A 22,308-nucleotide genomic window follows, 5' to 3' on the forward strand; every position below is an offset into this window, starting at 1 on the left:
CAGCCTTGAAATCGATGGCTTCGAGAAGCAGCGGCGTCAATTTGCGCAGCCGGCTCCACTGGTCCGCCGCCCGCAGCAAGGGGTTCTCGCCCGCAAGACTGGCGATGGTGCGGGCTTCGCCGCGTGCGCGGAGCAGCTTGTCCCAGCCCACTGCTGCATCGACCGCGACGAAGCCATCAATCCCGCTTTCCTGTGCTTCCTCCAGCGCAGCGACCATGCGATCGAACAGCCGCATGATGCGTCCGACATCGCGCGTGGTTGCCGCGTAGCTTTTCTTTTGCTTGTTGTTGCCGCGCGTAAAGCTGCCGCCGATAATGCGATCGGCCATGTCGAGCGCGGCGTCGATCAGTTTTGCCTCCTGGTCGAGGATCATCGCCGCAAGCGTAGCGCGCCGACGCGACGGTGTATAGCGACTGATAAGCTGCGCAGAGGAGGCACGACCCTCGCGGACGAGCTGGCGAAGCCGATCGGGATGGATCGCGTCGCCGATCGCGACGGGCAGCCCGATGTCGCGCACGCGCGCCAGTCGGTCAAGCAACCCGCGCACATTGTCCGGCGTCGGGGCGGTGGTAATCTCGCGCAGCCAGGCGAGCGGCGTCAGCCCGGTCTGCGGATCGACGACCAGCACAGCATCGAGCTTGGCCAGGCTGTCGGCGGATACACCAACGAGCAGGGCGTCGTAGGCACGCAGTCGCGCGCGGGCGCGACCGGCGATTCCGGCACGCTCGATCACCGACGGCGATGGCAGCGTGATACACGACGCCCGAAGCGCTTCGGTGATACCGATCACAATGGGCACCCCGCGATCGGTCGACCATGCTGCTTTGGCCCCGGCCTCGATCAGCAAAGGCAGGTCGGCATTGGTCGGCTGTCGCAATCCGAGCGCCGCCTCGGCGTCGCGTACGTGAACAGACGCGGTGGCGGGGCGTGCCGCGTAGCGGTCGAACGCCGAAGCGAAGACGCCAATCTGTTCACCCATAAAGGCGACAAGGTGTTCGGGCGCGCCCTCCTCGAGCGTGAAGCCGAACCCGGGATGGCGAAGCAGCGCAAACTGCACCGCGAAGCCGAGCCGGTTTGTGTCGCCACGCTTGGCCACGACGGAAACGAGGTCGCGCGGCGACAACATATAGTGCCGCGCGAGATCCTCGCGGGTCTCGGGCACGCCGAACAGCGCACGCCGTTCGGCATCAGTGAGGAGGTCGCGTCGTGCCATGGTGAAATCCGTCCACAAAAGGGTGAAAATAATCGTGGACATACGGTCTTAATGAGACGTAGTCTCTGGACGGTTTTGGGTGGTGTCGCGCAGCCTCGGCGTCGACGTCCCTAGACCGGACGTTTGGGAGACGGTGGTTGAGCGGCATATTGGGCTACGCGCGCGTGAGTACCGGCGACCAGGATGTCGCCGGGCAGACGATGCGTCTCGAACAGGCGGGTGCGATCAAGGTGTTTACCGACGTGCGATCGGGCAAGTCGATGGACCGACCCGGATTGGCCGAACTGCTCGCGTACGCGCGCGCCGGCGACACGCTGGCGGTCGTCCGCCTTGACCGACTCGGTCGTTCGCTCGGCGAACTATTGACCGTCGTGACAGCCCTGAAGGAGCGCGGCATCGCGCTGCTTAGCCTCGAGGAGAAGCTCGACACCTCGTCGGCGGCAGGCGAACTTGTGTTCCACGTCTTCGGCTCGATCGCGCATTTTGAGCGGCGGCTGATCGCCGAGCGGACGAAGGACGGTATCGCCGCGGCGCGGGCCAAGGGCAAGTTACCGGGCCGCCCGCCGTTGGACCCTGAAAAGGCGAAAGCCGCCCTCAACCTGGTCGTGGAGGGAATGTCGCCAACCCATGCTGCGCGCCAGCTCGGCCTTGGCCGTGCTACCGTTTATCGGGAAATGGCGCTCGCTGGCGTCCGGCGCACTGCCCCCTGAGCGGTGTTCGCCATCCGTTCGTACTTAGGGTAATTCAGATAACATCTGATGCGATGACCTCTGATACCGTAAACTTCGGGAGGAGCGTTGGCGGGATCGACTGTCAGGTCTTCGTCAGAACTCCCGGCTAGCCGGGAGTCATGGATAGACGACAGACATATGCCGTTGGCGGCGCTTTAGCAGTTGCTCTTGTGAGCGGGCTTTTCTGGCTGAATCACACGCCTGCGCCACCTGATGCCCCGCCACCCCGCGCCGCTTCGACGCAAAAGGGTCAGACTATCCTGGCCGTCCCGGCAGCACAGGCACGGCAATTGGGTATCCAGGTGCAGGCCGCTCTATCGGCTACCGAGGTACCCCTTGCCGATCTCCCCGCGATGATTGCGCCACCGCCAGGCGCACGGGTCGCCGTCGCGGCATCCCTCCCCGGCGTCGTAATGCGAACGATGGTCGTAGAAGGCGACAGCGTGCGCCGGGGTCAGGCATTGGCGGTAATCTCGAGCCCCGATGTCCTGAGCCTGAGCGGCGATCTGACGCGTGCGGGCGCGCGACTGGGTGTGGCCCAGTCTAACGCCGGTCGCCTCTCCCAGCTTGACCGCGAGGGAATCATCGCTGGCGCCCGTGCCGACGAGGCGCGCGCCCTGGCCATGGAAGCGCGTGCGGATGTCGCCGAAAAATCGCGCATCCTGCGGTTGGTCAACGGACATGGCGGCAGCGGCACCTACACACTGGTTGCCCCGATCGCAGGCCGGGTAACCGGCGCGACCATCCAGGCTGGCAGTCCCGTCGATGGCACCACCGCGCCTTATGTCATCGATGCCGTCGACCGCTATGAAGTGGAGGCACAGCTTCCCGAGCGGCTGGTGGGGACGATCCGTCCCGGCCTGTCGATTCGCCTCGGCGCCTTACGCGGCGTGGTGACGGCCGTTGGCACGACGGTAGATCCCGCAACCCGATCGGCAATGTTGAAGGCGACTTTGCCGCCAGGTTCTCCCGTCATCGCTGGCCGCGCGACCAGCATCTCGGTCTTTGGACCTGCCCCGGCCGGGGCTGTCGATGTTCCATTCTCGGCCGTCACAAAGCTCGACGGCCAAGATATTGTGTTCGTCTCAACTGCGAGCGGCTTTGCGCCCCGTAAAGTCGTGGCCGGGGGTTCGAGTGGCGGCATGACCCTGCTGCTCTCCGGCATCCGCCCTGGCGAGCGCGTCGTCACCGCCGGCACGAGCGCGCTCAAGGCGCTGGCGCAGGCACGCTGATGCTGCGGTCCCTCGTCGCGCAGGCACTTTCCTATCGCCTGTTGGTCATCGCCCTGTCCATCGTCGTGGCCGGTCTCGGCGCATGGGCCTTTGTCACGCTGCCGGTCGATGCCTATCCCAATATCGCGCAGACCCAGGTCAAGCTGATCCTCAAGGCGCCCGGCATGACGCCTGAAGAGGTTGAGAGCCGCGTCATCGCGCCGATCGAGATGGAGATGCTGGGCATCCCCAAACAGGCGATCCTACGTTCAACCGCCAAATATGCGATTGCCGACATCACGATCGATTTCGTCGATGGCACAGACATCTACTGGGCACGCCAGCAAGTGTCGGAGCGACTGACCGGCGTTTTGGGCGATATGCCAGCATCGGTTAGCGGTGGCCTCGCACCCATCTCAACGCCGCTGTCCGACGTCTATATGTTCACGATCGAGGGGCCGCAGACGCTCCAGCAGAAGCGCGAACTGCTGGACTGGACGATCCGGCCTGCGCTGCGCACTGTACCCGGCGTCGCCGACGTCAATTCACTGGGCGGTTTTGTCCGCACCTTCGAAGTGCGTCCCGACCCGATTGCGCTGGCCAGCGCGAAGCTGTCGATCACGGACCTGCGCACCGCCATCGAAAGCGGCGACCGCAATGACGGTGCCGGGCGCCTGACATCAGGCGAGGAATCGCTCATAATCCGTGCCGTCGGCGCGATCCAGTCGGTCGAGGATTTGCAGGCGCTTGTGATCGCCAGCCGCGACGGGCGCATCGTTCGCCTTTCCGACGTGGCGACGATAAGCAGCGGCAGCCTCACCCGCTATGGCGCGGTCAGCAAGAATGGCCGGGATGAAGCGGTCGAAGGGTTGGTCATCGCGCTGCGCGGCGCCGATGCCCGGCAGGTCGTCGATGGCGTGCGTGCGCGCTTGGCCGAGGTTGAGAAAGGCCTGCCCGCAGGCACGCATATCGACGTATTCTATGACCGGTCAGACCTCATCAGCCACGCGGTCGGGACGGTCGAGGAAGCGCTGCTCGAAGCCACGATCCTGGTCATCGTCCTCCTGATCCTGTTTCTGGGTGACTGGCGGGCAGCGGCGATTGTCGCAGTGACATTGCCCATGGCAGCGCTCATCACCTTCCTCTTCATGCAAGGCATGGGTCTGTCGGCCAATCTGATGAGCCTTGGCGGTCTGGCGATCGCCATCGGTATGCTGGTCGACGGCGCGGTCGTCGTCGTGGAAAATATCGTCGAGCGGCTGGGACATGAACAGGAGGCAGGCCATCCGCGCCTGAACCTGATCTTTCGCGCGACGAGCGATGTCGTCGTGCCGGTATCGGCGGGCATAATCATCATTGCCCTTGTTTTCCTGCCCCTGCTCGCGCTGCAAGGCCTGGAGGGCAAGCTGTTCGCGCCTGTCGCGCTGACCATCGTGTTCGCGCTGGCCGGCTCATTGCTGCTTGCCCTGACGCTCGTGCCGGTGCTTGCCTCATTCGGCCTCAAAAGCGGCCATCACGGCGAGCCGTGGATCATGCGCAAGCTCGCACCCCGCTACCATGCACTGCTCACGGCAGCGTTCCAACGCAAGCGACTGGTCTATTCACTATCCGCGGCGGGCCTGGTCATTGCCGCTGTCGCTTATGGCGCGGTGGGCAAGGCTTTTATGCCAACGATGGATGAAGGGTCGGTCATCGTCCAGTTGACCAAGCTGCCTTCGATCAATCTCGCCCAGTCGGTCGAAAACGACAAGGCCGTGCAGCGCGCGCTGCTTACGGTGCCCGAGGTGCAGGACGTAATCGCCCGCGTCGGATCGGATGAAATTGGACTCGATCCGATGGGTCCGAATGAAACCGACAGCTTCGTGCGCTTGAAACCACGATCAGAATGGCGCGGCGACAAGGACTTCGTCCTCGCCGAGATGCGCAAGGCGCTGGCCGGCATGCCCGGCATCCAGCCCAGCTTCACCCAGCCGATCGAGATGCGGGTTTCGGAAATGCTGACCGGCGCGCGGGGTGATCTCGCGGTCAAGATCTTCGGCCCGGACAGCGCCACGCTTTCCGATCTCGCAGGCCGAGTGCAGCGGACCCTGTCTGGCGTGCGCGGCGCGTCAGAAGTCATGACCGTGGCCAACGATCGGGTCGACTATCTGCAACTCAACATCGATCGCGCCGCAGCCGGACGGTTCGGCATGCCGGTGGCCGAGATGCAGGACATGCTGCGCGCGCAGGTCGAAGGCGTTCATGCCGGTATCGTAGCGGAAGGCCAGAAGCGCATTCCGATCCTGATCCGCGGCGATGAAAGCCTCCGCGCCGATCCCGCCCGCTTTGCCGACCTGCAACTGCGCACGCCCGACGGCACGCTGGCGCGGGTCAGCGACATGGCGCAGGTCGAGCGCACCCAGGGACCCGTGAAGCTCGACCATGAGAATGGCTCCCGCTTCGCCCTGGTGCAGGCCTTCGTTTCAGGCCGCGATCTGGTGGGCTATGTCGATGAGGCCAAGGCGGCCGTGGCGGCAAAGATCATACTGCCTGCGGGTTACCATGTGGTGTGGGGCGGCCAGTTCGAGAACCAGCAGCGTGCATCCGCGCGGCTGATGCTGGTGATTCCCATCGCCCTGCTGCTGATCTTCTTCGTCCTGCTGGCGACGCTGCGGTCGCTGCGTGCCTCCGTCATCATCTTGCTCAACATTCCCTTTGCGATGGTCGGCGGCCTCGTGTCGCTCTGGGCATCGGGCGAATATCTCTCGGTCCCCGCCTCGGTTGGCTTCATCGCATTGCTTGGTATTGCCGTCCTCAACGGCCTCGTGCTCGTCGCCTATTTCCGACAATTGCGGGAGGAAGGGTCGAGTCTTGCCGACGCGGTGCGACTGGGCGCCGAACGCCGGCTTCGACCCGTTCTGATGACGGCCAGCATCACTGCCTTCGGTTTGGTGCCGCTGCTGTTCGCGAGTGGTCCCGGCTCCGAGATCCAGAAACCGCTCGCGATTGTGGTGATCGGCGGGCTGATCACCTCCACCTTGTTGACGCTGGTCCTCCTGCCGATCCTGTTCGAGCGCTTTGGCGAAAGCCGTGAGGAGGCTGCAAATGACTGACGTTCTGCTCACCATACACTGCGCAGCCGGGGATACGGAAGGCCTGATCGAGGCAATCCGCACGACCAGCCGGGCACCTCTGCATGTTCGTGCAGAGACCGTGCATGGCCGCGACTTTGGCGATGCCAAGACTTCGGAACAGGTCACCGCCACACTGAAGCGCTCCGCCATCGAACTGGTCGAGCTTGCTACCGCAATCGATGCCATTTTGGAGGCCATTGGCAAGGCGAAACGCCGGTCTCCGGTGCGCTGGTATCAGACACCCGTCATGGCGCGAGGAAGAATAGTATGAAAGCCATCACCCTAGCTCTGGCCGCCTTTACCTGCCTGACCCCTGTCGCCGCGTTCGCGCAGCGCGCAGACCTGCCGCCGGAGGCGCAGGTGATCGCAATCCTCGACAATCACCCGACAGTTTCGGCCGCTGGTGAGCGCGTTGGCGCGGCCAAAGCGCAGGATGATATGCTCCGTCGTGGCCCGCATGAGGTGACGGTGACCGGCAGCTACATCCGCCGGACGGTGGATCGCGAAGGTGGTTATGATGAGTTCGATACTACGATCGGGCGCGCATTCCGCCTGCCGGGTAAGGCCGCGCTCGATCGAAAGGCAGGCGCGCTGGGCATTGAAGTCGCCGAAAACCGCGCTGAGGATGTCCGTCACCAGGCCGCGCTGACGCTGTCCGCGCTATGGTATGACTGGCTGACTGCGGCCGCTCTACATCGCAACGACATGGGAACGGTGAGCGTGCTGGAAACGTCGGTTCAGGCGGTGCGCCGACGGCGCCAGCTGCGCGATGCGGCCGATCTCGACATCGACCAGGCGAACGCTGCCCTGGCGCAGGCGCGCGGACAAGCCGCGGGATCGCTCGCTAGTCGGGAGCAGGCACGGGCCATGTTGGCCGCGACCTTCCCCGACCTGCCCCTGCCTGTCGAACCACCCGTCCTGGGCGCGCCCGAACTCCCAGCCCAACCGCTGGCGACTATGCGAGCGTTGGTTATCGAACGCAGTCATGAGCTTCGTGCCGCGGACCGCGAGGCGCAGCGGCTTGGCATTGTGTCGCAACGCGTCCGTGCAGATCGCATCGCCGACCCCACTTTCGGCGTCCGGCTGTTTAGCGAGCGCAGCGGCATGGAACGCGGCGCAGGTCTTGTTGCCTCCATACCTCTGGGCGGCGGATATCGCAGGGCAGCTGCCGATCAGGCAAGCGCAGAAGCCAATGCCGCGCGGTTCGATCTGTCCAACGTCCAACGCATGGTCGAAGCGACAGCCGATGCCGACCTTTCGAACGCTCGCACACGCATGGACGTGTGGCGTGGCATGGCCGACGCCGCAGACAGCAGCCTAGCGGCAGCCGCCAGAACACAGCGGGGTCAATTGCTCGGAGCCGTCGATCTTTCTGACATGCTGTACGCGCGTCGGCAGGCGCATGATGCACAGCGCGCCGAGATCGAAGCGCGCGGCGAAGCGGTGCGGGCCATCACGAAATTGCAAATCGATTCGCACAGCATTTGGGTCACGCCTGGCGATAGCTGAACAGTGCCTATGAACCGTCCGGTAACTTCGGACAGCTTGGTCAGCTGCCCCGATGGCCAATCCCAGAATATGCGGATCCTGTCAGCTTTTGGTCAGCGATCCGGTGCATCGTTCAAATAGGGGCTGATCGACAGCATCCAGATGTAGGATAAATGCCATGAGCGGCGGCTCGAACCTGTTGAAGATCCTCGGCGCGAGCGCAGCGCTCATGGCCACGACGGTGGCATCGGCGGCCCCCGTTTGTACGGCGCAGCCGCAGGCGCGCTGGATGTCGCAAGCACAGATGCGCGAGCGGATTACGCGGATGGGATACCAGAAGGTAAAACTCTTCCAGGTGTCCGGAAGCTGTTACGAAGTGTATGCCCGCACCCGCGATGGTCGCCGCGCCGAGGTCTATTTCAACCCATTGACGGGTGCGATCGTCCAGAATGACATCGGGTGATGACCATGATCGCACCCTCCCCTACAAGCGCACACGCACAATTCCCCAAGATGATAAGGGTCTGGGACCCATTGGTCCGCATTTTTCACTGGACCGTGGCGTTTGGGGTCATTGCAAATCTGACGGTCCTGCGGCATGTCGAGAATCTTCACATCTATCTTGGATATACGATGGTCGTGGCCCTTGTGGTCCGGCTCGCCTGGGGCTTCGTTGGAAGCAAGCACGCCCGCTTCATCGATTTTGTCCCCGGACCACGGCGTCTGATCGGATATCTCAAGGCGCTGATCCATCGCCGGGAGCAGCGTCATATAAGCCACAACCCGGCAGGGGCCGTCATGATGCTGGCGCTGATGGCGCTGATCGCCATGATGGGACTGACTGGCTGGATGATGGGCACCGACCGTTTCTGGGGCGTTGCCTGGGTTGAGGAAGCACATGAGACCATTGCCAACCTGATCATTGCGGCGGCCTTCCTCCACGTTGCTGCGGCCATCGTGGAAAGCTTTCGTCACCGCGAAAATCTGCCATGGTCGATGGTAACGGGCAAGAAAAGAGCGGCAAGCGGAACGGACGTCGATCATGCGCATATTATTAGTTGAGGATAATGCGCGGCTAGCGGAACTTGTCCGTGACGGGTTGGACAGGTTAGGGTTCGCCGTAGACTGGTATGATTCTATCGAAGGCGCTGAACATGCCCAACAGGTCTCCCATTACGATCTGCTGCTCGTCGATCTCGGCCTTCCCGATGGCGACGGTCTCGACCTAATCCGAGCCATGCGCCGTCGTCGCAATTCGATACCTATCATGGTCTTGACGGCGCGGGGTGGTCTCGACGATCGCGTTGCAGGTCTGGATGCCGGCGCGGATGATTACTTGGTGAAACCGTTCCAAATTCCAGAACTTGCCGCTCGGTGCCGAGCGCTCTTGCGGCGGCCCGGCAGCTCAATCGATACGGTGCTAACCGCCGGCAACATTACCCTGGATCCTTCGGAACGATCGGTGTGCGTCGCCGGAACGGTAATCGATGCAACCCCACGCGAGGTTGCTTTATTGGAACAGCTCCTGCGTCGATCAGGTCATGTCGTCGCTAAGACGGGACTCGAGAGCGCATTATACTCCATGGATGCGGAGGTTACGCCCAATGCGCTGGAGGCCACGGTATCGCGCCTGCGGAAGCGCCTTTTAGCGGCCGAGGCAGATGTTCAGATTAAAACTGTTCACGGCGTAGGTTACGCTTTGTTCGCTCCGCGCCTCGCTAATGGATAATGCTGCCACATCCGCGCCGATAGGAACGGGACCGAGCCTGTTCCGCCAGATCGCCGTTCGGCTGGCGATATTGACTGTCGTTTTTGCGGTACTGAACATCGCCATTGTCGTCATCACCTACAGTCGACAGCCTGAATCACTGGCGCAGGAGCTCCTCAGTCTGGAGGCGAGCCGCCTTGCGGCCAGTCCGGACACCGCCGATGTTCATGAGGGGCTTCCAGGATCGACCCATTGGCAGGTCCGTTATCTGAATCAGCCAATGGTGCACGATCCCGACCATGCAATGACCCACGCCCGGGCTGCTCTGGTAGACTGGACGCAACGGGAGCGGACGAGCACCGGCCATCGCATCTCCGGGGTTCGCACGATCGTGCAGAATGGCCAGCAACGCTGGCTTTTCATGCAATTCGAAGGGGAAGGTCTCAGGCCCTACGTGCCGGTTATCTGGGCCGAAATCCTGCAGCATGCGGTGCTGCCGCTCGTTCCCCTCTCCCTGCTTATGCTCACGTTCAACATTTTTGCCGTTCGTCGTGTCCTCGACCCATTGCGCCAGGCCGAGAAGGAGGTCGACGGTCTCGATCCCGACAATATGGCAGCCCGGCTCTATGAGCCGATAGCCCCCCGCGAGGTTCACACGCTTGTCTGCGCCGTCAATCGGGCGCTTGGGCGATTGGAGGGTGCCATCGCCATCTTGCGCACCTTTACCGCGAACGCGGCGCATGAACTGCGGACCCCGCTCGCAATCATGCAGCTTGGTATCGATCGCTTGCCGGAGAGCCGCGATCGCGAAGAACTCTCGCGCGACAATCTCTATATGACCCGGCTGGTAGGCCAGATGCTCGACCTGGCCCAGGCCGACGCCCTCATGATCGATGAGGCGCACACGGTAGACCTTGCCGATACCGCGCGAGCGGTTGTCACCGCGCTCGCACCCAAAGCTTTCGAACAGGATCGTGAGCTGCGCTTCGAACAGGCGGGCGATACGGTAGCCCTCGGCCATGACGAGGCGATCTTTCGGGTCATTCGAAACCTCATCGACAATGCCCTGGCGCACACGAGTGGCGGCAGTCCCATCGAGATCGTTGCCGGTCCCGGTCCCCAGTTTTCGGTGCGCGATTATGGCAAGGGCATCTCGGCGGCGGACCGCGAGCACATATTCGAACGATTCTGGCGCGGCGATCGCTGCGCGAGCGACGGCGCAGGCCTTGGCCTGGGCATCGTCAAACGGCTCGTCGAGGCCCACGGGGGAAAGATCGATGTTGAAGATCCACCCGGTGGAGGAACTCTCTTTCGGATAAGGCTTCAATCTCCATCGTGACAATGCAACCCCGCACGGGGCCGTGTCAGGATTTGGTCAGAAAATAGAGGCAGAGTTGGCTCATGTTTTAGGCTTGCATGTCTGCCTGAACGACCAGCAACGCTGCGAAAGGCTAACATGATCATGACACGGCTTCACCGGCATTCCGAACGACACTTGGTGTCTCGCATCGGCTGGTTACGCGCCGCCGTGCTTGGCGCAAATGACGGGATTGTTTCAACCGCGAGCCTCATAATCGGCGTCGCCGCGGCCGCCGCAAAGCCGGCGGACATACTTGTCGCAGGCGCAGCGGGCCTCGTTGCTGGTGCCATGTCGATGGCAGCGGGCGAATATGTCTCGGTCAGTTCGCAGTCGGATACCGAGCATGCTGACCTTGATCGCGAACGCAAAGAATTGGCGGGAAATGCTGAGGCGGAGGTCGACGAACTCGCAGGGATTTACGTGAAGCGAGGTGTCGATCCAGCAACTGCAGAGTCCGTCGCCCGGCAGCTGATGGCGAAGGACGCGCTTGCCGTCCATGCCCATGATGAGCTTGGCATTTCGGAAATGACCACGGCCCGTCCGATTCAGGCCGCGCTGACCTCCGCTGCAACCTTCACGGCCGGTGCCGCACTGCCGCTGGCGATTGTGATCTTCGCTCCGGGAAGTCGGCTCGTGGTGATCGAAGCCGCGGCCTCGTTGCTGTTTCTTGCCTTGCTGGGCTCGGTCGGTGCCAATGCAGGGGGTGCTCCGATCTGGAAGGCAACGGTGCGCGTTACGTTTTGGGGGGCGCTCGCTATGGCGCTCACCGCCGGGATCGGCATGCTTGTCGGGACGGCCGTTTAACGCCCTGAGGGCATCGACGTCGCGCGCGGTCGCCCCGATCCCCACCCCCTGATCGGTTGCCCAATCGAAACGATCGGTGTCGGTCAGCGGGGGCGGCTGGCCGACACCGTGCGCTGGGGTCACTTATTGGTGATTTTGGCCAGCGCAAGCCTGTAAGCTTCGTAGTGCGTGCCTTCGTCGACCGCGATCTGACGAAACATCGCTGCAACCTTTACGTCGCCGTCGGCCTCTGCCTGATCGGCGAAGTCGACATACATAGTGGCATTCTCATAATGCTCGCCGGCCATCCCGTCTTCGAGGTTCACGTCGGTCCCACTACCCAGCGGCAACGCCTGGGCTTCACGATCGAAATGCTCGTTGGCTTCGATGTTCGCGGATTCGCGGAACAACTTGGCGAGCGTTGGCTTCCCGGCGGCGGCGGCTTGGTCGGCGTAACGAAGATATTTAAGGTTTGCATAGTCTTCGCCGTGCATCGCCGCCTCGAGATTGGCACGCGTCCGGGGCGAAAGCGGCTTCGGCGAGGAGGGTGCGGCCATGGCACCGGTGGACAGGAAGGCAGCCATGCAGGTCGTCGCCAAAAGCAGCATTCGGTTCATGATGTAAACTCCGGGTTGCGCCAAGAGCGGCGACAATCGGAATCTCGCCCAAGTTCCTGACACACCCCTGACGCTGTCTCGAAAATCTCCCAGCGCGTTCGAACTCTATTTCTTTCGCCTGTCAGCCTTTCATCAGCGGCGAGCGCGAAATCGATCAGACCGGGTGCGTTGCCCGCAACAAACGATCAAGGATTGCACATGAAGCGTTCCACTTTGCCCAAGCTCATTCTCACCGTATTCGCCTTTTCTGCTAGCTCGTTGGCGTTTGCAGCACCTGTCTGCACCAAGGTGCCGCACGGAAAATGGCTAACGCAGCCTCAGATGAAGGCCAAGATCGCCCGGATGGGCTACCGCGACATCAAGGTCTTCCAGGTGTCCGGAAGCTGCTATGAAATCTATGCTCACACCAAGGACGGCAAACGCGCTGAGGTCTATTTCAACCCGGCAACGGGCGCGATCGTCCAGAACAACGTAGATTGATTACAGGGGGAATCGCCCCTCCCGATCACCGTCTCTCCCGTCGTGGGCAAAATTCGCGTCAGGAGAGACGAAATATCGGCCCGCTCCGAGTTCAAAATTAAGGCCGTGCCGATGGTCATATCAATCGCGGTGACCGTGCCAGACGATTCCAATCCAATCCTATCCGATCTTCGCCATTAGTCGTCCAGCAGCCCCGTGTTCCGCAGCCAAATTGCGATTGTAGGCAAGCGGCATGCGCGGACTTTTCCAGCGCAATGCGTCCATGATTCCAGCGAGATCCTCGCCACTGGCGAACAGGTCCTGGTTTAGGCCGATCCGCGTCGAGTGCGCGCTGATTCCCTTCAGCAGCCGAGCCAGATCCTCGGCCGTGAGATCGGGCAGCGCGCCGAGATCGAACGCGCGCCGGATGATCGACCGGAAGATCGGCCCGATCGACCCGGAGTGCAGCGCCACGCTGCCGATGTCATATTCGACGCGCGCCTTCACCGCCGGTTTGGAGAGCGTCTTGCGCAGATCCCAGGTTTCTCGCCCCGAGATGCTGTCGATCGACCGACCCCGCACGGCGGGGCGTTCCTTGTAGCGCCGCACCTGCACCCGTCGGAACAGCGGCCCCGCCGTGATCCCGGCCGCGTCGGTCCAGGCCGCGATCGCCGCGACAGTGCGCGGGCTGAGATACGCGGTTGCCCCCTCCCCGTCCTGATCTCCCTTGTGGCGCAAAATCTGCAGCAGCCGCGCCTCGGGATCGATGGCCTCCTCGATATGCTCGACCGTGACCGCGACCAGCTCAGAGGCGCGGAGGCCGGTGTCATAGGCAGCCGACAGCAAGGCGCGGTCGCGCAGCCCTGGTAGGTCGTCCCCACAACTCTCGAGCAGCGCGCGGATGTTGAGCCCCCGCGCCTTGTCGCGCTCGACGTCGCGCACGGGGCCCTTGAACCGCAAAGGTCGCGCCTGCTTCTGCGCCGTGCCCTTCTCCCGTCGCACCGCTGCGAACCGAAGTTTCACCAGGGGTGCCGATGTCGGGTCCTTGAGGTCAAGCAGCAGGTGGATCTTGGCGATCGACGCCTTGTAGCGGCCAAGCGACGCTGGCTTGCTCCCCTTCTCCGCGCGCGCATCAAGATAGTCCGCCACGATTTCAGGCGATGCCGGGAGGGCGACACAGCTGTGCCGCCGGCACCAGAGGTCGAATGCCTCGAGGTCGGACTTGAGCGCGCGGATGCTGTGCGGCGAGGATGCCGCTTGGTACGCGGCGATCAGCGGTTCGTTGACAACAATGCGCTCGACCGCGTGCATCTTCACCACCGCCCAGCAGAGATCATCAACCGGAGCCGGCGGCGCTGGCGTAGTTTCTCCTGCAATCAGGGCATTATCGTCGAGGGGCGCCCGGTGATCCATCGGCGTGATGCGTAGCCCACCTTATAAAGAGGCGTCAATTCCGCTTATGTGATAACTACAATTATCGAGTATCCATATTAGAGTTATTTTGTCCGATTTCCAAATTATTATAGCAGTTCGCTCTCCGATTTACTTGCAACTTGGCATATTGTCATTCGAACAAATCTGAACCAAATCTTTTAATCAATTTTCCCGCGACATTCGCCCGATAGCGCTGCTGACGCAGCTTTTTCGGACTATGGTAGGCGCCAACAGCCTGCCAATAATTACCCGTCACAGTGAGCCCAGATAGAAATATCCACCGCGCGGCCCGCACATTGAAACAGGCATCGTGGATCAACCAACGGCGCACATCCGACCCGCTATGGCGGAGGATTTTGGAAATCCGTCCCACCCACCAACTATTGACCTGCATCGGTCCCAAATCATAGCTGCCGTCTGTGTTCAAAATCTCGGCACCAATCCACCCACCTTCCTGATCGCGCAGTCCCCACAGCGTCCTTTCGAGCCATTCGTGTCCCGCCGCTGCCTGCCGAATACATTGTCCGATCTTCGCTTCGTGCGAAGCAAAGAGTATTGATTTGGCTTGTGCGGGCGCAGTTTGCGTCAGCAGCAACATTGCGAGCAACGCGACCCCAATACGGCAAACGCTGGTTGCCCATTTAACGATCATGACCACCTCGATGTTCACGCGATTGGGGTGGCGTATTGACATCAGATTTTCGTGATGCTGCTTGATCGATACTCTGCCGATGTTGATCGTCGGACTTGCCAAGCAATGACGTCAGCCACCCATCGAGCATTTGCGCAACCGACTGCGCGCGGCTGGCAAGACCCGCCGCCAGACTATCAGGCGGCGACTGTGATCGCCGCTCTCGCTCATCAAATGCCCGCATTTTGCGCGCTTCTCGATCCGACTGCTGTAGCAACCGCAACTCGTCCCAGCGTTGCCCATGTCTGACTGCCCTGCCCTTCACGCTGTCCTTGTCGAGCCGACCGAGCCCTTCGAGCGCAGACGTCTTGGTACCAGAATTGCGTTCAAGCTTTTCGATCAGGCGATCCATATTCTCCGTCCAAAGCTTCACTCCAAAGCGCGCGCGGGTGATGGCCGTGTAATAATTCTTACCAGTGACCAGCGACGAACCTACCGGAGCGAGCACATAGACACGATCATAGGTTTTTGACTGTGCGGAATAGACTGTTTCCGCATAGCCGTGGTCCCAGTTCTTGTATCGTGTGAGGTCAATTTCCTGACGTTTGCCGTCGCGATCCCATAATATCGTCGCGGTTCGACCTGTGAGCTTTTCTATGGTCCCCCGGTCAGCATTTCGGATACCGAGCGCATGATCGACCAGACGCCACTGGATCCGATCGCCCTTGGCCAGATAGCGCTGCTCCTCATTGAAGATATTGACCCTTGACGTCCGACCCAGACGTGGATCCCACAGTATCGTGCGGTCGTTTTCATCGGAAAGGCGGACCCGGTGTCGCCCTTTCCCGTCCTTGGTAATCCCAGCAACCCGATATTCCCTGTCCTGGGTAACACCAAGACCAATATTGTCGCGCGAGAAAAGCACGATCTGCCCGCGCCTGTAGAAGCGGGGCAAGCGCTTTTCCTGATCCGTCATCCCGGAAGGCGTCAGAATGGAAAAACTGGTATCTTGCCCGGCGAGCGCTTCTTCGGCCTTCAAAGCTTCGCGGATTTTGCCGTTGAGGATAAGACGGGTCGCATTTTCCAGCACCAATATGTTGGTCTTGGCGCGGCTCTTGGCACCAAGGCGCGTCCACTCTCCTACAAGCGCATGTGCCAGCTTTTCGGCGGTATCGCCACTTACCACCTTGTCGAGTGACGCGAGCGAAGTCCCGTAATTCTCAAGCCGGGCCTGCGTCACTGCGACCTTCATAGGGCGTGTTTCCTGCCGAACCGACGCGGTCAGTTCTGCCTTGGGCAGCCCAAGGCGCTGCATGAGCCAGAAAGGCTTACCCTGATCGATCGCACCGGTCTGCATATTATCGCCGAGCAGAATCAGGCGCGCGCCGGTCTTGCGACTGATCTCCAGCACCCGCATCGCCTGGCGGTTGCCAAGCTGCCCGGCCTCGTCAAGGATCAGGACATGGCGGTCATCGACATTGCGGCCACCACCCGCGATCAGGCTGGCCACGGTCCGCGATTCTATTCCCGCGCTGTAACCCAGATTGGCGGCGGCCGAGGAGGTGGGCGCTAGCGCGATCAGGGTCGTTTCAGGCCCGGCGGCTGCGTTCAATACCCTGACCAGCGTCGATTTGCCCGCGCCCGCAACGCCATGGACACCGACCACGCGGTCAGCCGTCGTGCCGATCATCACCAACGCCGCAGCCTGCTCGGCGTTGAGACCATTTTCGTCAGCCAGATTTTGAAGTTTCTCGCCGGTTGCGATTGGCTTTGCATCATTGAGCGCGAGCGCGAGTTGATCCGAGAGCGCCAGTTCAAGCCGCGCGGTTCGACGCGAAGTGCGCCCGCGCGTATGAATTTCGTCGCCAGTTGGGTGGCGGGTTTCAAGCAGCCTTGCTCTGGCTTCATGCGCCCGCGCGAGGGGGCGGATATCTTCCAACCGTACTTCGCCGACATGAGAGGCAAGGCCGATACGCAACAGCTTGCCCAGATTATTGACCGCCTCGCGCCCCTCCGCCTGGCGCAGGCCAAAGAGCATGGCGCGCGCAGCAGTGGCGGGCTCGATACCAAGGCGGCGCTCCCCCTTCTGCTCGGCCGCCTCCTTTACGCCTTCGATAGCATCCTGGTGAACACCCAGGCGTGCTGACCAACGGCCGTGCAGCGCGTCCAGGGCAAGTTTTTCCTTGGGACCGCGCGTCTGGTAGAAGGACATGCGTCGGGCCGCCTGGCCCGCCAGCCCATTTTCCCGCGCATGCGCCTCGATCTGCTCCGCGCGCTGGGACATATGTTTGATGAGATCTTTCGGAACGTCAGCAATCTCGAACAGTCCCTTGCGCGGATCATAGTCGATTCCATAGCCAAGCTCCTTCACCCGATGCGCCAGATCGTTGCGATAAACCTGCCCTGCAACCATCTGTTCTGAAAACATCGCCCGGGTTTCGAGGCTGTACATCGGCGTTCCGTCCCCCCGATTGGTCATGTTCATGATCACGACATGGGTATGGAGGTGGGGGTCCAGTGCGCGCGAGGCATGTTCGGTAAACCGAGCATAGATCAGACGCCCGGTGGTTTCGTGAGTGATGTTGCCATCGACCCGGTGACGCAGCGTCGCATGCTCCTCCAGATAAGACAGCGCCACGCTCACCGCTTTTTCATGCGCGGCAATGACCCGTTCGTCACCAGCAACGAGCGCCATGATCGACACCGATTTTGGCGCATTCACTGCAAAGTCCCATCCTGGATGATGCTGGATCTTGCCTTCACCGCGGCGGCGGCCCAGCTGCTGCTCATCGACCTTCCCATCGAGCAAAGCCTGGAAGGTCGAGGGATCGACCTTACCGTTCAGTCCAAGCTCCGCAGCGATGGCGCCACCCCATTGCGAATGTTCGTCGGCACCTTTGGTGTAATAATCACCCACCGTATAATAGCGGGTGAGATTGGCCGGTGTGCCCTTCAAGCGACGAGGATGGATCATGCCGGCGTCGCCCTGTTGCGAGCACCATCATGACGCGCATGCTGGGAAAGGCGGAAGCCAGCGGGCTTACCAAAAAGCTCCAACGGCGGTGGTACAGGTGGCGCTTGGCTTTCACCATCATTCCTGCTCGGCACAACGGCATTTGGTGCGGGCGCATCTACCCCGCCAAAACCGGCTTCTTCTTGTTCAGGCGGAATTTCGGCGGTCGCGTGAGATGACGATGAAGTCTTGCGACGGGTCGGCCTGGCCCCGCGTTTCGGTGCAGTTTTTGTCGGTGCCCCTTCCCCATCCAACTGCGGTGACAGGCGGACAGGCGGGGCGGTCCGCTCTGCAAACGCGAGAGCAATTGAGGGCAGCTTATTATAGCTGTCGATAAAGCGCACCACCGGAAGACTACGACCAAAACGCAGATAACCGACGAGATTGGGAAGATTGGTAACCTCGGTATGCATGACCAGCGGCCGGGTCACTTGCATGCGCGACAGGTTTACCCCATCGCGCATATCGTTGACGCCGTAGGACATGCCCTCATTGGCTTCGACCTGTTCAACCTGTCCCAGATTTTCGCTAATATGCCTTGCGGTCGGGGTGTCGTTGGCGCGCAGCGCTACCCAGGTCGAGCAATAGCCGGTGATGGCTGCTGCATCCTGAATACCATAGGTGGCCTCAAGCTGCGGATAGCTTTGAAACCCCAATATACCACATCCGCCATATTTGCGGGCGCGGGCCAGAAAGTCGGAGAGCGAGGGCAGTTTCTGGAGTGATGGCAGTTCGTCGATCACACAGTAAAGACGCCGATCCTGGTCCGGCTCCAGGCTCATGATGGCGCTGATCGCGATGTCCAGCCAGACCGTTATCAGCGGACGAAGCGAGGGCAACTGGTCAGCCTTTACGGTAATGAATAGCCAGCTATCATCCTTTTCATTGGCGACCCAATCGCGGATCGACAGGCCATCATCTGTATCATCCAGATAGGAGAAGCTGCGCATGACCGAAGCGAGTTCCGCCTGGATGCCCGCTGAGGTTCGTTCCCCTTCGGTGGAAATAAAGGCCGACGCATCGGTTCCGGCGGCAAAAGCGGCCAGTTCCTTGAGCTTGGACCGAAGCAGGGTGTCCAGCAGGATCGAAACCAGGGTCCGTTCCTGCCGCGCCAGCTTGCGCATGACGGCGACCAGCGTGCCGCGCGCCGCTTTCGCCCAGAAGGGATCGCCGGTCTTGTCGGGGATGGTCGATTCCGCAATCTGGTCATAATGATAGTCGCGCGGCACATCGACCCAGGGGGCCCAGGCATCAGCACGGGCATCGAGCGGGTTCAGGAGGATGTCGGTGCCTGGCCGGTAGAATTTCTCCACAAACGTACCCGCAGTGTCATATACGATAGCACGGCGCTTCTTCTTGCGTACCCCGTCGAGCATCTTGATGATGAGGTTGGTCTTGCCTGTGCCAGGCGCGCCGCAGATGAGGATATGTTCTGGCTCGAATGCGTGAGGCACGGGAACGCCGCCGATGGCGAGGCTGCCGCGCTTCTGCCAGCGCAACGCCCGGCGTATCTGCCGCACGGTTCCAAAGCGCGCGCCGCGCAGGAACTGGTTCGACCCGAGCCCCCTGCCCATGCGGGTAAAATAGAGCCAAGCCCAGAACAGCATAGCGAGGGCAAATAGACCCGAAAGCGCCGCCCCGTGCAGGAGATAGGTTTCGAAAGCGGCAAGCGTCTTATGGGCAATGCCGGATTCCAGAATATCTCTGGGCGTCGTCCAATATTCGCGGCTAGCGGGTGTCTTGAACAATATGGGCGTGACGTTGCCAGGGACAGTATCCCCCATCACCATTGCCTGGCCGAGCTTCATCAGAACGAAGCGTTCATAGTCGGATGACTTCTCCAGCGCATACCAGATGATGCCGCCAATCCAGATGATGACACTGGCAAGAAAGGTCTGGTAGAAGACCTGCGTGGTCATGCGGACATTGTGGACGATCGCCTGGCCGCCACGCGTCCAGGACCCCAATGTATCATGCCGGAAAATGCTCATGGCCGGTCCTGCTCGGGATCGAGCAGCCCCCTTTCCTTGAGCAGGCGTCGGGCATCAGCCAGTCCTGCTGCCAATATGTCGGGTGTGCGCGCGCCGATTGACTTGGCCAGGATCGCAAGGGTTTGAATAGCAGTCGCGTGCAGCTCATCCAGACGGGCATGATAGCCCGATGGATCATCCCCCTCAAAGCGGTGGAGAATATCACGAAGATAGGCAGACGGAGTGCTGCCACTGTTATGGGCCTGATCGACCAGTCGGTCGAACAGGGCGTCATCGAGACGAATGGTTATTCGGGCCATGCGCAGATCCTGTTTCTGCGCCGACGGATAGTGAAGCGTAGCTGTTATAGCAGATTCGTCGCTTGATCTCAATGCCATAGAGAAATGTTCAGTGTCTGCCATGTCGGACAAATGATGACATGGACGAACAAAGACTTAGCGTAGGTAGACTGATCCGGCGTCATACCGGTGTGACGATCAGTGACAAACTGTCCGACCGGTGTGACAGACATAAGCTGCGGAAATTAGGGCGGTTCGCGTTCGCAGCACCCGTGCGTACGGTGCATTACAAAACGGCCTCGTGCCGTGCGTCCTTCCTTCGCAGCGCGCTTGCCGCTGCGCTGCCTCGTGCCGGAAGGCGCGGGGCTCCCCGCAGGGGTTTCTGTCCTGGCCCGCGGTACATCGCGCCACAGGCAAACGCACCCCGGCTGCAACATTTCCATTGCGATCATGATGCACTCCATCGATAAGAAAAAGGTGGCGGGCAGGCCATCTGACAGGAAGATGCCATGCCCAGAATGACCGAACGCGAACGCCTCGCTGACCTTGAAGCGCGACAGAAGAAAGTCGCGCAGGAGATCGACCAGACCCGCCGCGCTTTGCGCGGCAGATATGCCGCTATCGTCTCCGAACTGCCGATCGAGTTTTTGACCGAACGCGAATTGCGCGACATTCTCACCCACGCGATCCGCGCGGGTGGCGCAGCATCTGTCGCTATGCTCAAGGCCCTGCCACCCGCCACAATCGCACATAACCAACAACCCGATCCGCGCCCGCAGGGCGTCCCTGCGACGAGCACGGCGGAGCCGCGCGCAGGAGGCCGGGGTAGCCCCAAGGGCGACACCGCATCGCTCCGCGACGGACCCCTTGCGGGTCCCTGAGCGGGGCGACATATCCCAACAGTAAAAAAAGGAGGACCGGTCCGGCAAACCCGAACCGATCCTCCTGGCCCCTTCCCGTCAGGCCGCGCTGTGACGCTGCCCTGCTGCGCCGCCCCGCTGACCTGCGAGCCTGAAGAAGTGCGCCGGTACCCCCTTAGCCCTCACCAATCGTGCCAGATGGGACTGAAGCCCTGAGCCTTCGCACACCACCGCCTCGACCGGCTGCAGCGCCAGGAGTTGCTCATTGCGCGCGAACCCGGCCCTTTGTCCCAGCTTGCGGTTGAGGGTGAACGCAATGAGTGGTGTACCGCTGCGTGCCGCCCAGGATGCCGCGATCGCATCGCATCCCTTGTCCTGCGCGCTCGTCGCCAGCACCATTGTCGGAATGCGCTGGCGTATCGCATCAAGGGTCGTAGTGATCTGGTCATGATCCTCCCAGGCTTGCCCACCGGAGAATATGACGATCGGTCCCTTTGGGGAATGGCTTGCGGCCTTTTTCTCCCTGCGAGCGGCCAGGAAGTCCTGGGCGGCAACCACCGAGGCTGTGCGCTTGCTCGACACCAGCGATCCCCGCGATGAAGACCAGGGTCGCCCGGTTTCGTTATGATAACTTCCTGCCGCATGGTCGCGCATGCAAGCCACCGCATCGCGCGCTTCGTCGAGGGACTGGCAGATAGTTTGCGCTTCCTCCAGCTGCGCCATCAGCACCTCGCTGCCGTCGGCATCGCGGATCAGATCCCGGACCTTGAGCGCTGCCTTGTCAGCCTCGCCATCGAGCTGTCCTGCAACCTTGTGGAAGCTGTGCACGATCCCCCAGGCGATCCGCCCAGCCATGCTTTCAAGCCTTGTGTCTCGCAGGACGTCAAACAGGGTACAGATCATCAGTTCGGTCGCCTGCTGCACCTGCCAGGGATCGGGCATCCCGGCATCGCTCTCCTCCTCGGCATGCCCCATGCGGAACCCGTCGATCGTTTCGGTAAAAGCCCGGGTGAAACGGTCGGACACCTGCCCGGTTTCGAGCGCCAGCAGGTCGGCAATTTCGGGGATGGAACGGACGGTACGGAAAATCCTTGTCATGAAAACCTCCTCTTTACAGTTTGAGATTTTCTCTTCGGCACGGGCTCCGAGCAGCGGGGTCAAGGATCGGGCGTAGCCCGACCGCGCAGCGGCGGTGGGGGTCACGATTTTTTCTGGCGGCCACTAAGGCTGGATCGACAGACACAGGTCAGACCCGCCGGAAAAAATGGTGGGGCCCCGCCGTCCTTGAGGCCGGTGCTGACCCCGTGCCACACTAAAAAGAGTTGAGAGAAGAGAGGAGGCTCCCGAATCTGGGGCTCGATGCCCCTGATTCGGGAATGGGTCCTGGGATGACCTGGCGATATTACGCCATCAGCAAA

General features: G+C 61.6%; 20 protein-coding genes. 12 read left to right on the forward strand and 8 right to left on the reverse strand.

Annotation, left to right across the window (positions count from 1 at the left end; genetic code table 11):
- Window positions 1-1,255: DUF4158 domain-containing protein (locus KRZ98_RS07620; protein WP_217673049.1), on the reverse strand; the 1,255-nt coding region annotated here is incomplete at its 3' end.
- Between the two features lie 95 nt (window positions 1,256-1,350).
- Here KRZ98_RS07620 and KRZ98_RS07625 point away from each other — a divergent pair.
- The 10 genes from KRZ98_RS07625 (at window position 1,351) to KRZ98_RS07670 (ending at window position 11,628) form a co-directional block, all read left to right on the forward strand.
- Entirely contained in the window at window positions 1,351-1,923 is a 573-nt protein-coding gene (locus KRZ98_RS07625) for a recombinase family protein (RefSeq protein WP_217673050.1), read from the forward strand.
- A 140-nt stretch (window positions 1,924-2,063) separates the two neighbouring features.
- Window positions 2,064-3,176 (forward strand): efflux RND transporter periplasmic adaptor subunit, encoded by a 1,113-nt coding sequence (locus KRZ98_RS07630; protein WP_217673051.1) that lies wholly within the window; start codon window positions 2,064-2,066, stop codon window positions 3,174-3,176.
- Entirely contained in the window at window positions 3,176-6,247 is a 3,072-nt protein-coding gene (locus KRZ98_RS07635; RefSeq protein WP_217673052.1) for an efflux RND transporter permease subunit, read from the forward strand. The genes KRZ98_RS07630 and KRZ98_RS07635 overlap by 1 nt, the downstream gene beginning before the upstream one ends.
- Window positions 6,240-6,539: a DUF3240 family protein gene (locus KRZ98_RS07640; protein WP_217673053.1), complete on the forward strand. Its 300-nt coding sequence runs from the start codon at window positions 6,240-6,242 to the stop codon at window positions 6,537-6,539. The genes KRZ98_RS07635 and KRZ98_RS07640 overlap by 8 nt, the downstream gene beginning before the upstream one ends.
- Window positions 6,536-7,777 (forward strand): TolC family protein, encoded by a 1,242-nt coding sequence (locus KRZ98_RS07645; protein ID WP_217673054.1) that lies wholly within the window; start codon window positions 6,536-6,538, stop codon window positions 7,775-7,777. Before KRZ98_RS07640 ends, KRZ98_RS07645 begins: the two co-directional genes overlap by 4 nt.
- 157 nt (window positions 7,778-7,934) lie before the next feature.
- Window positions 7,935-8,219 (forward strand): PepSY domain-containing protein, encoded by a 285-nt coding sequence (locus KRZ98_RS07650; RefSeq protein ID WP_217673055.1) that lies wholly within the window; start codon window positions 7,935-7,937, stop codon window positions 8,217-8,219.
- Window positions 8,219-8,818: a cytochrome b/b6 domain-containing protein gene (locus KRZ98_RS07655; RefSeq protein WP_254798191.1), complete on the forward strand. Its 600-nt coding sequence runs from the start codon at window positions 8,219-8,221 to the stop codon at window positions 8,816-8,818. The genes KRZ98_RS07650 and KRZ98_RS07655 overlap by 1 nt, the downstream gene beginning before the upstream one ends.
- Window positions 8,799-9,485, forward strand: a complete 687-nt coding sequence (locus KRZ98_RS07660) for a response regulator transcription factor (protein ID WP_217673056.1) — start codon at window positions 8,799-8,801, stop codon at window positions 9,483-9,485. Before KRZ98_RS07655 ends, KRZ98_RS07660 begins: the two co-directional genes overlap by 20 nt.
- Complete coding sequence (locus tag KRZ98_RS07665; RefSeq protein ID WP_217673057.1) at window positions 9,478-10,803, forward strand: sensor histidine kinase KdpD; 1,326 nt, start codon at window positions 9,478-9,480, stop codon at window positions 10,801-10,803. Before KRZ98_RS07660 ends, KRZ98_RS07665 begins: the two co-directional genes overlap by 8 nt.
- 123 nt (window positions 10,804-10,926) lie before the next feature.
- Window positions 10,927-11,628 carry a VIT family protein gene (locus KRZ98_RS07670; RefSeq protein ID WP_217673101.1) on the forward strand — a complete coding sequence of 234 codons (702 nt, stop codon included), beginning with the start codon at window positions 10,927-10,929 and terminating at the stop codon, window positions 11,626-11,628.
- A gap of 119 nt (window positions 11,629-11,747) precedes the next feature.
- Here KRZ98_RS07670 and KRZ98_RS07675 read toward each other — a convergent pair whose 3' ends face one another.
- Window positions 11,748-12,224, reverse strand: coding sequence for a rubrerythrin family protein (locus tag KRZ98_RS07675; protein WP_254798192.1), 477 nt, complete (start codon window positions 12,222-12,224; stop codon window positions 11,748-11,750).
- A 198-nt stretch (window positions 12,225-12,422) separates the two neighbouring features.
- Here KRZ98_RS07675 and KRZ98_RS07680 point away from each other — a divergent pair, with 198 nt between their 5' ends.
- Window positions 12,423-12,704, forward strand: a complete 282-nt coding sequence (locus KRZ98_RS07680) for a PepSY domain-containing protein (protein WP_051519892.1) — start codon at window positions 12,423-12,425, stop codon at window positions 12,702-12,704.
- A gap of 159 nt (window positions 12,705-12,863) precedes the next feature.
- Here KRZ98_RS07680 and KRZ98_RS07685 read toward each other — a convergent pair whose 3' ends face one another.
- The 5 genes from KRZ98_RS07685 to KRZ98_RS07705 form a co-directional block, all read right to left on the reverse strand.
- On the reverse strand, window positions 12,864-13,994 hold the full coding sequence (locus tag KRZ98_RS07685; RefSeq protein ID WP_254798198.1) for an integrase: 1,131 nt from the start codon (window positions 13,992-13,994) through the stop codon (window positions 12,864-12,866).
- A 253-nt stretch (window positions 13,995-14,247) separates the two neighbouring features.
- Window positions 14,248-14,787: a lytic transglycosylase domain-containing protein gene (locus KRZ98_RS07690; protein ID WP_368389800.1), complete on the reverse strand. Its 540-nt coding sequence runs from the start codon at window positions 14,785-14,787 to the stop codon at window positions 14,248-14,250.
- On the reverse strand, window positions 14,759-17,722 hold the full coding sequence (gene mobF, locus KRZ98_RS07695) for a MobF family relaxase (protein WP_217673059.1): 2,964 nt from the start codon (window positions 17,720-17,722) through the stop codon (window positions 14,759-14,761). Before mobF ends, KRZ98_RS07690 begins: the two co-directional genes overlap by 29 nt.
- Window positions 17,719-19,752, reverse strand: coding sequence for a type IV secretion system DNA-binding domain-containing protein (locus KRZ98_RS07700; protein ID WP_217673060.1), 2,034 nt, complete (start codon window positions 19,750-19,752; stop codon window positions 17,719-17,721). The genes mobF and KRZ98_RS07700 overlap by 4 nt, the downstream gene beginning before the upstream one ends.
- Window positions 19,749-20,051, reverse strand: a complete 303-nt coding sequence (locus tag KRZ98_RS07705) for a hypothetical protein (protein WP_119749414.1) — start codon at window positions 20,049-20,051, stop codon at window positions 19,749-19,751. Before KRZ98_RS07705 ends, KRZ98_RS07700 begins: the two co-directional genes overlap by 4 nt.
- Before the next feature lie 488 nt (window positions 20,052-20,539).
- Between KRZ98_RS07705 and KRZ98_RS24015 the strand changes: the two genes are divergently transcribed.
- Complete coding sequence (locus KRZ98_RS24015; protein ID WP_254798193.1) at window positions 20,540-20,911, forward strand: hypothetical protein; 372 nt, start codon at window positions 20,540-20,542, stop codon at window positions 20,909-20,911.
- 78 nt (window positions 20,912-20,989) lie between these two features.
- Here the strand turns inward: KRZ98_RS24015 and KRZ98_RS07715 are convergent, their stop codons facing one another.
- The gene (locus KRZ98_RS07715; RefSeq protein WP_217673061.1) at window positions 20,990-21,988 is read right to left on the reverse strand and encodes a DUF2493 domain-containing protein; all 999 of its coding nucleotides are present in this window, start codon (window positions 21,986-21,988) and stop codon (window positions 20,990-20,992) included.
- Between the last annotated feature and the right edge of the window lie 320 nt (window positions 21,989-22,308).

Origin of the sequence: Sphingobium sp. AS12, from assembly GCF_019097845.1 — a bacterium.
Taxonomy (GTDB): domain Bacteria; phylum Pseudomonadota; class Alphaproteobacteria; order Sphingomonadales; family Sphingomonadaceae; genus Sphingobium.

Excerpts from the sequence above, each read along its gene's own strand:
- KRZ98_RS07665 (WP_217673057.1), top strand. The coding sequence starts at position 9,478 with ATGGATAATGCTGCCACATCCGCGCCGATAGGAACGGGACCGAGCCTG.
- KRZ98_RS07705 (WP_119749414.1), bottom strand. The coding sequence starts at position 20,051 with ATGGCCCGAATAACCATTCGTCTCGATGACGCCCTGTTCGACCGACTG.
- KRZ98_RS07630 (WP_217673051.1), top strand. The coding sequence starts at position 2,064 with ATGGATAGACGACAGACATATGCCGTTGGCGGCGCTTTAGCAGTTGCT.
- KRZ98_RS07715 (WP_217673061.1), bottom strand. The coding sequence starts at position 21,988 with ATGACAAGGATTTTCCGTACCGTCCGTTCCATCCCCGAAATTGCCGAC.
- KRZ98_RS07660 (WP_217673056.1), top strand. The coding sequence starts at position 8,799 with ATGCGCATATTATTAGTTGAGGATAATGCGCGGCTAGCGGAACTTGTC.
- mobF (WP_217673059.1), bottom strand. The coding sequence starts at position 17,722 with ATGATCCATCCTCGTCGCTTGAAGGGCACACCGGCCAATCTCACCCGC.
- KRZ98_RS07700 (WP_217673060.1), bottom strand. The coding sequence starts at position 19,752 with ATGAGCATTTTCCGGCATGATACATTGGGGTCCTGGACGCGTGGCGGC.
- KRZ98_RS24015 (WP_254798193.1), top strand. The coding sequence starts at position 20,540 with ATGCCCAGAATGACCGAACGCGAACGCCTCGCTGACCTTGAAGCGCGA.
- KRZ98_RS07645 (WP_217673054.1), top strand. The coding sequence starts at position 6,536 with ATGAAAGCCATCACCCTAGCTCTGGCCGCCTTTACCTGCCTGACCCCT.
- KRZ98_RS07675 (WP_254798192.1), bottom strand. The coding sequence starts at position 12,224 with ATGAACCGAATGCTGCTTTTGGCGACGACCTGCATGGCTGCCTTCCTG.
- KRZ98_RS07670 (WP_217673101.1), top strand. The coding sequence starts at position 10,927 with ATGACACGGCTTCACCGGCATTCCGAACGACACTTGGTGTCTCGCATC.
- KRZ98_RS07635 (WP_217673052.1), top strand. The coding sequence starts at position 3,176 with ATGCTGCGGTCCCTCGTCGCGCAGGCACTTTCCTATCGCCTGTTGGTC.
- KRZ98_RS07640 (WP_217673053.1), top strand. The coding sequence starts at position 6,240 with ATGACTGACGTTCTGCTCACCATACACTGCGCAGCCGGGGATACGGAA.
- KRZ98_RS07650 (WP_217673055.1), top strand. The coding sequence starts at position 7,935 with ATGAGCGGCGGCTCGAACCTGTTGAAGATCCTCGGCGCGAGCGCAGCG.
- KRZ98_RS07685 (WP_254798198.1), bottom strand. The coding sequence starts at position 13,994 with ATGCACGCGGTCGAGCGCATTGTTGTCAACGAACCGCTGATCGCCGCG.
- KRZ98_RS07655 (WP_254798191.1), top strand. The coding sequence starts at position 8,219 with ATGACCATGATCGCACCCTCCCCTACAAGCGCACACGCACAATTCCCC.
- KRZ98_RS07680 (WP_051519892.1), top strand. The coding sequence starts at position 12,423 with ATGAAGCGTTCCACTTTGCCCAAGCTCATTCTCACCGTATTCGCCTTT.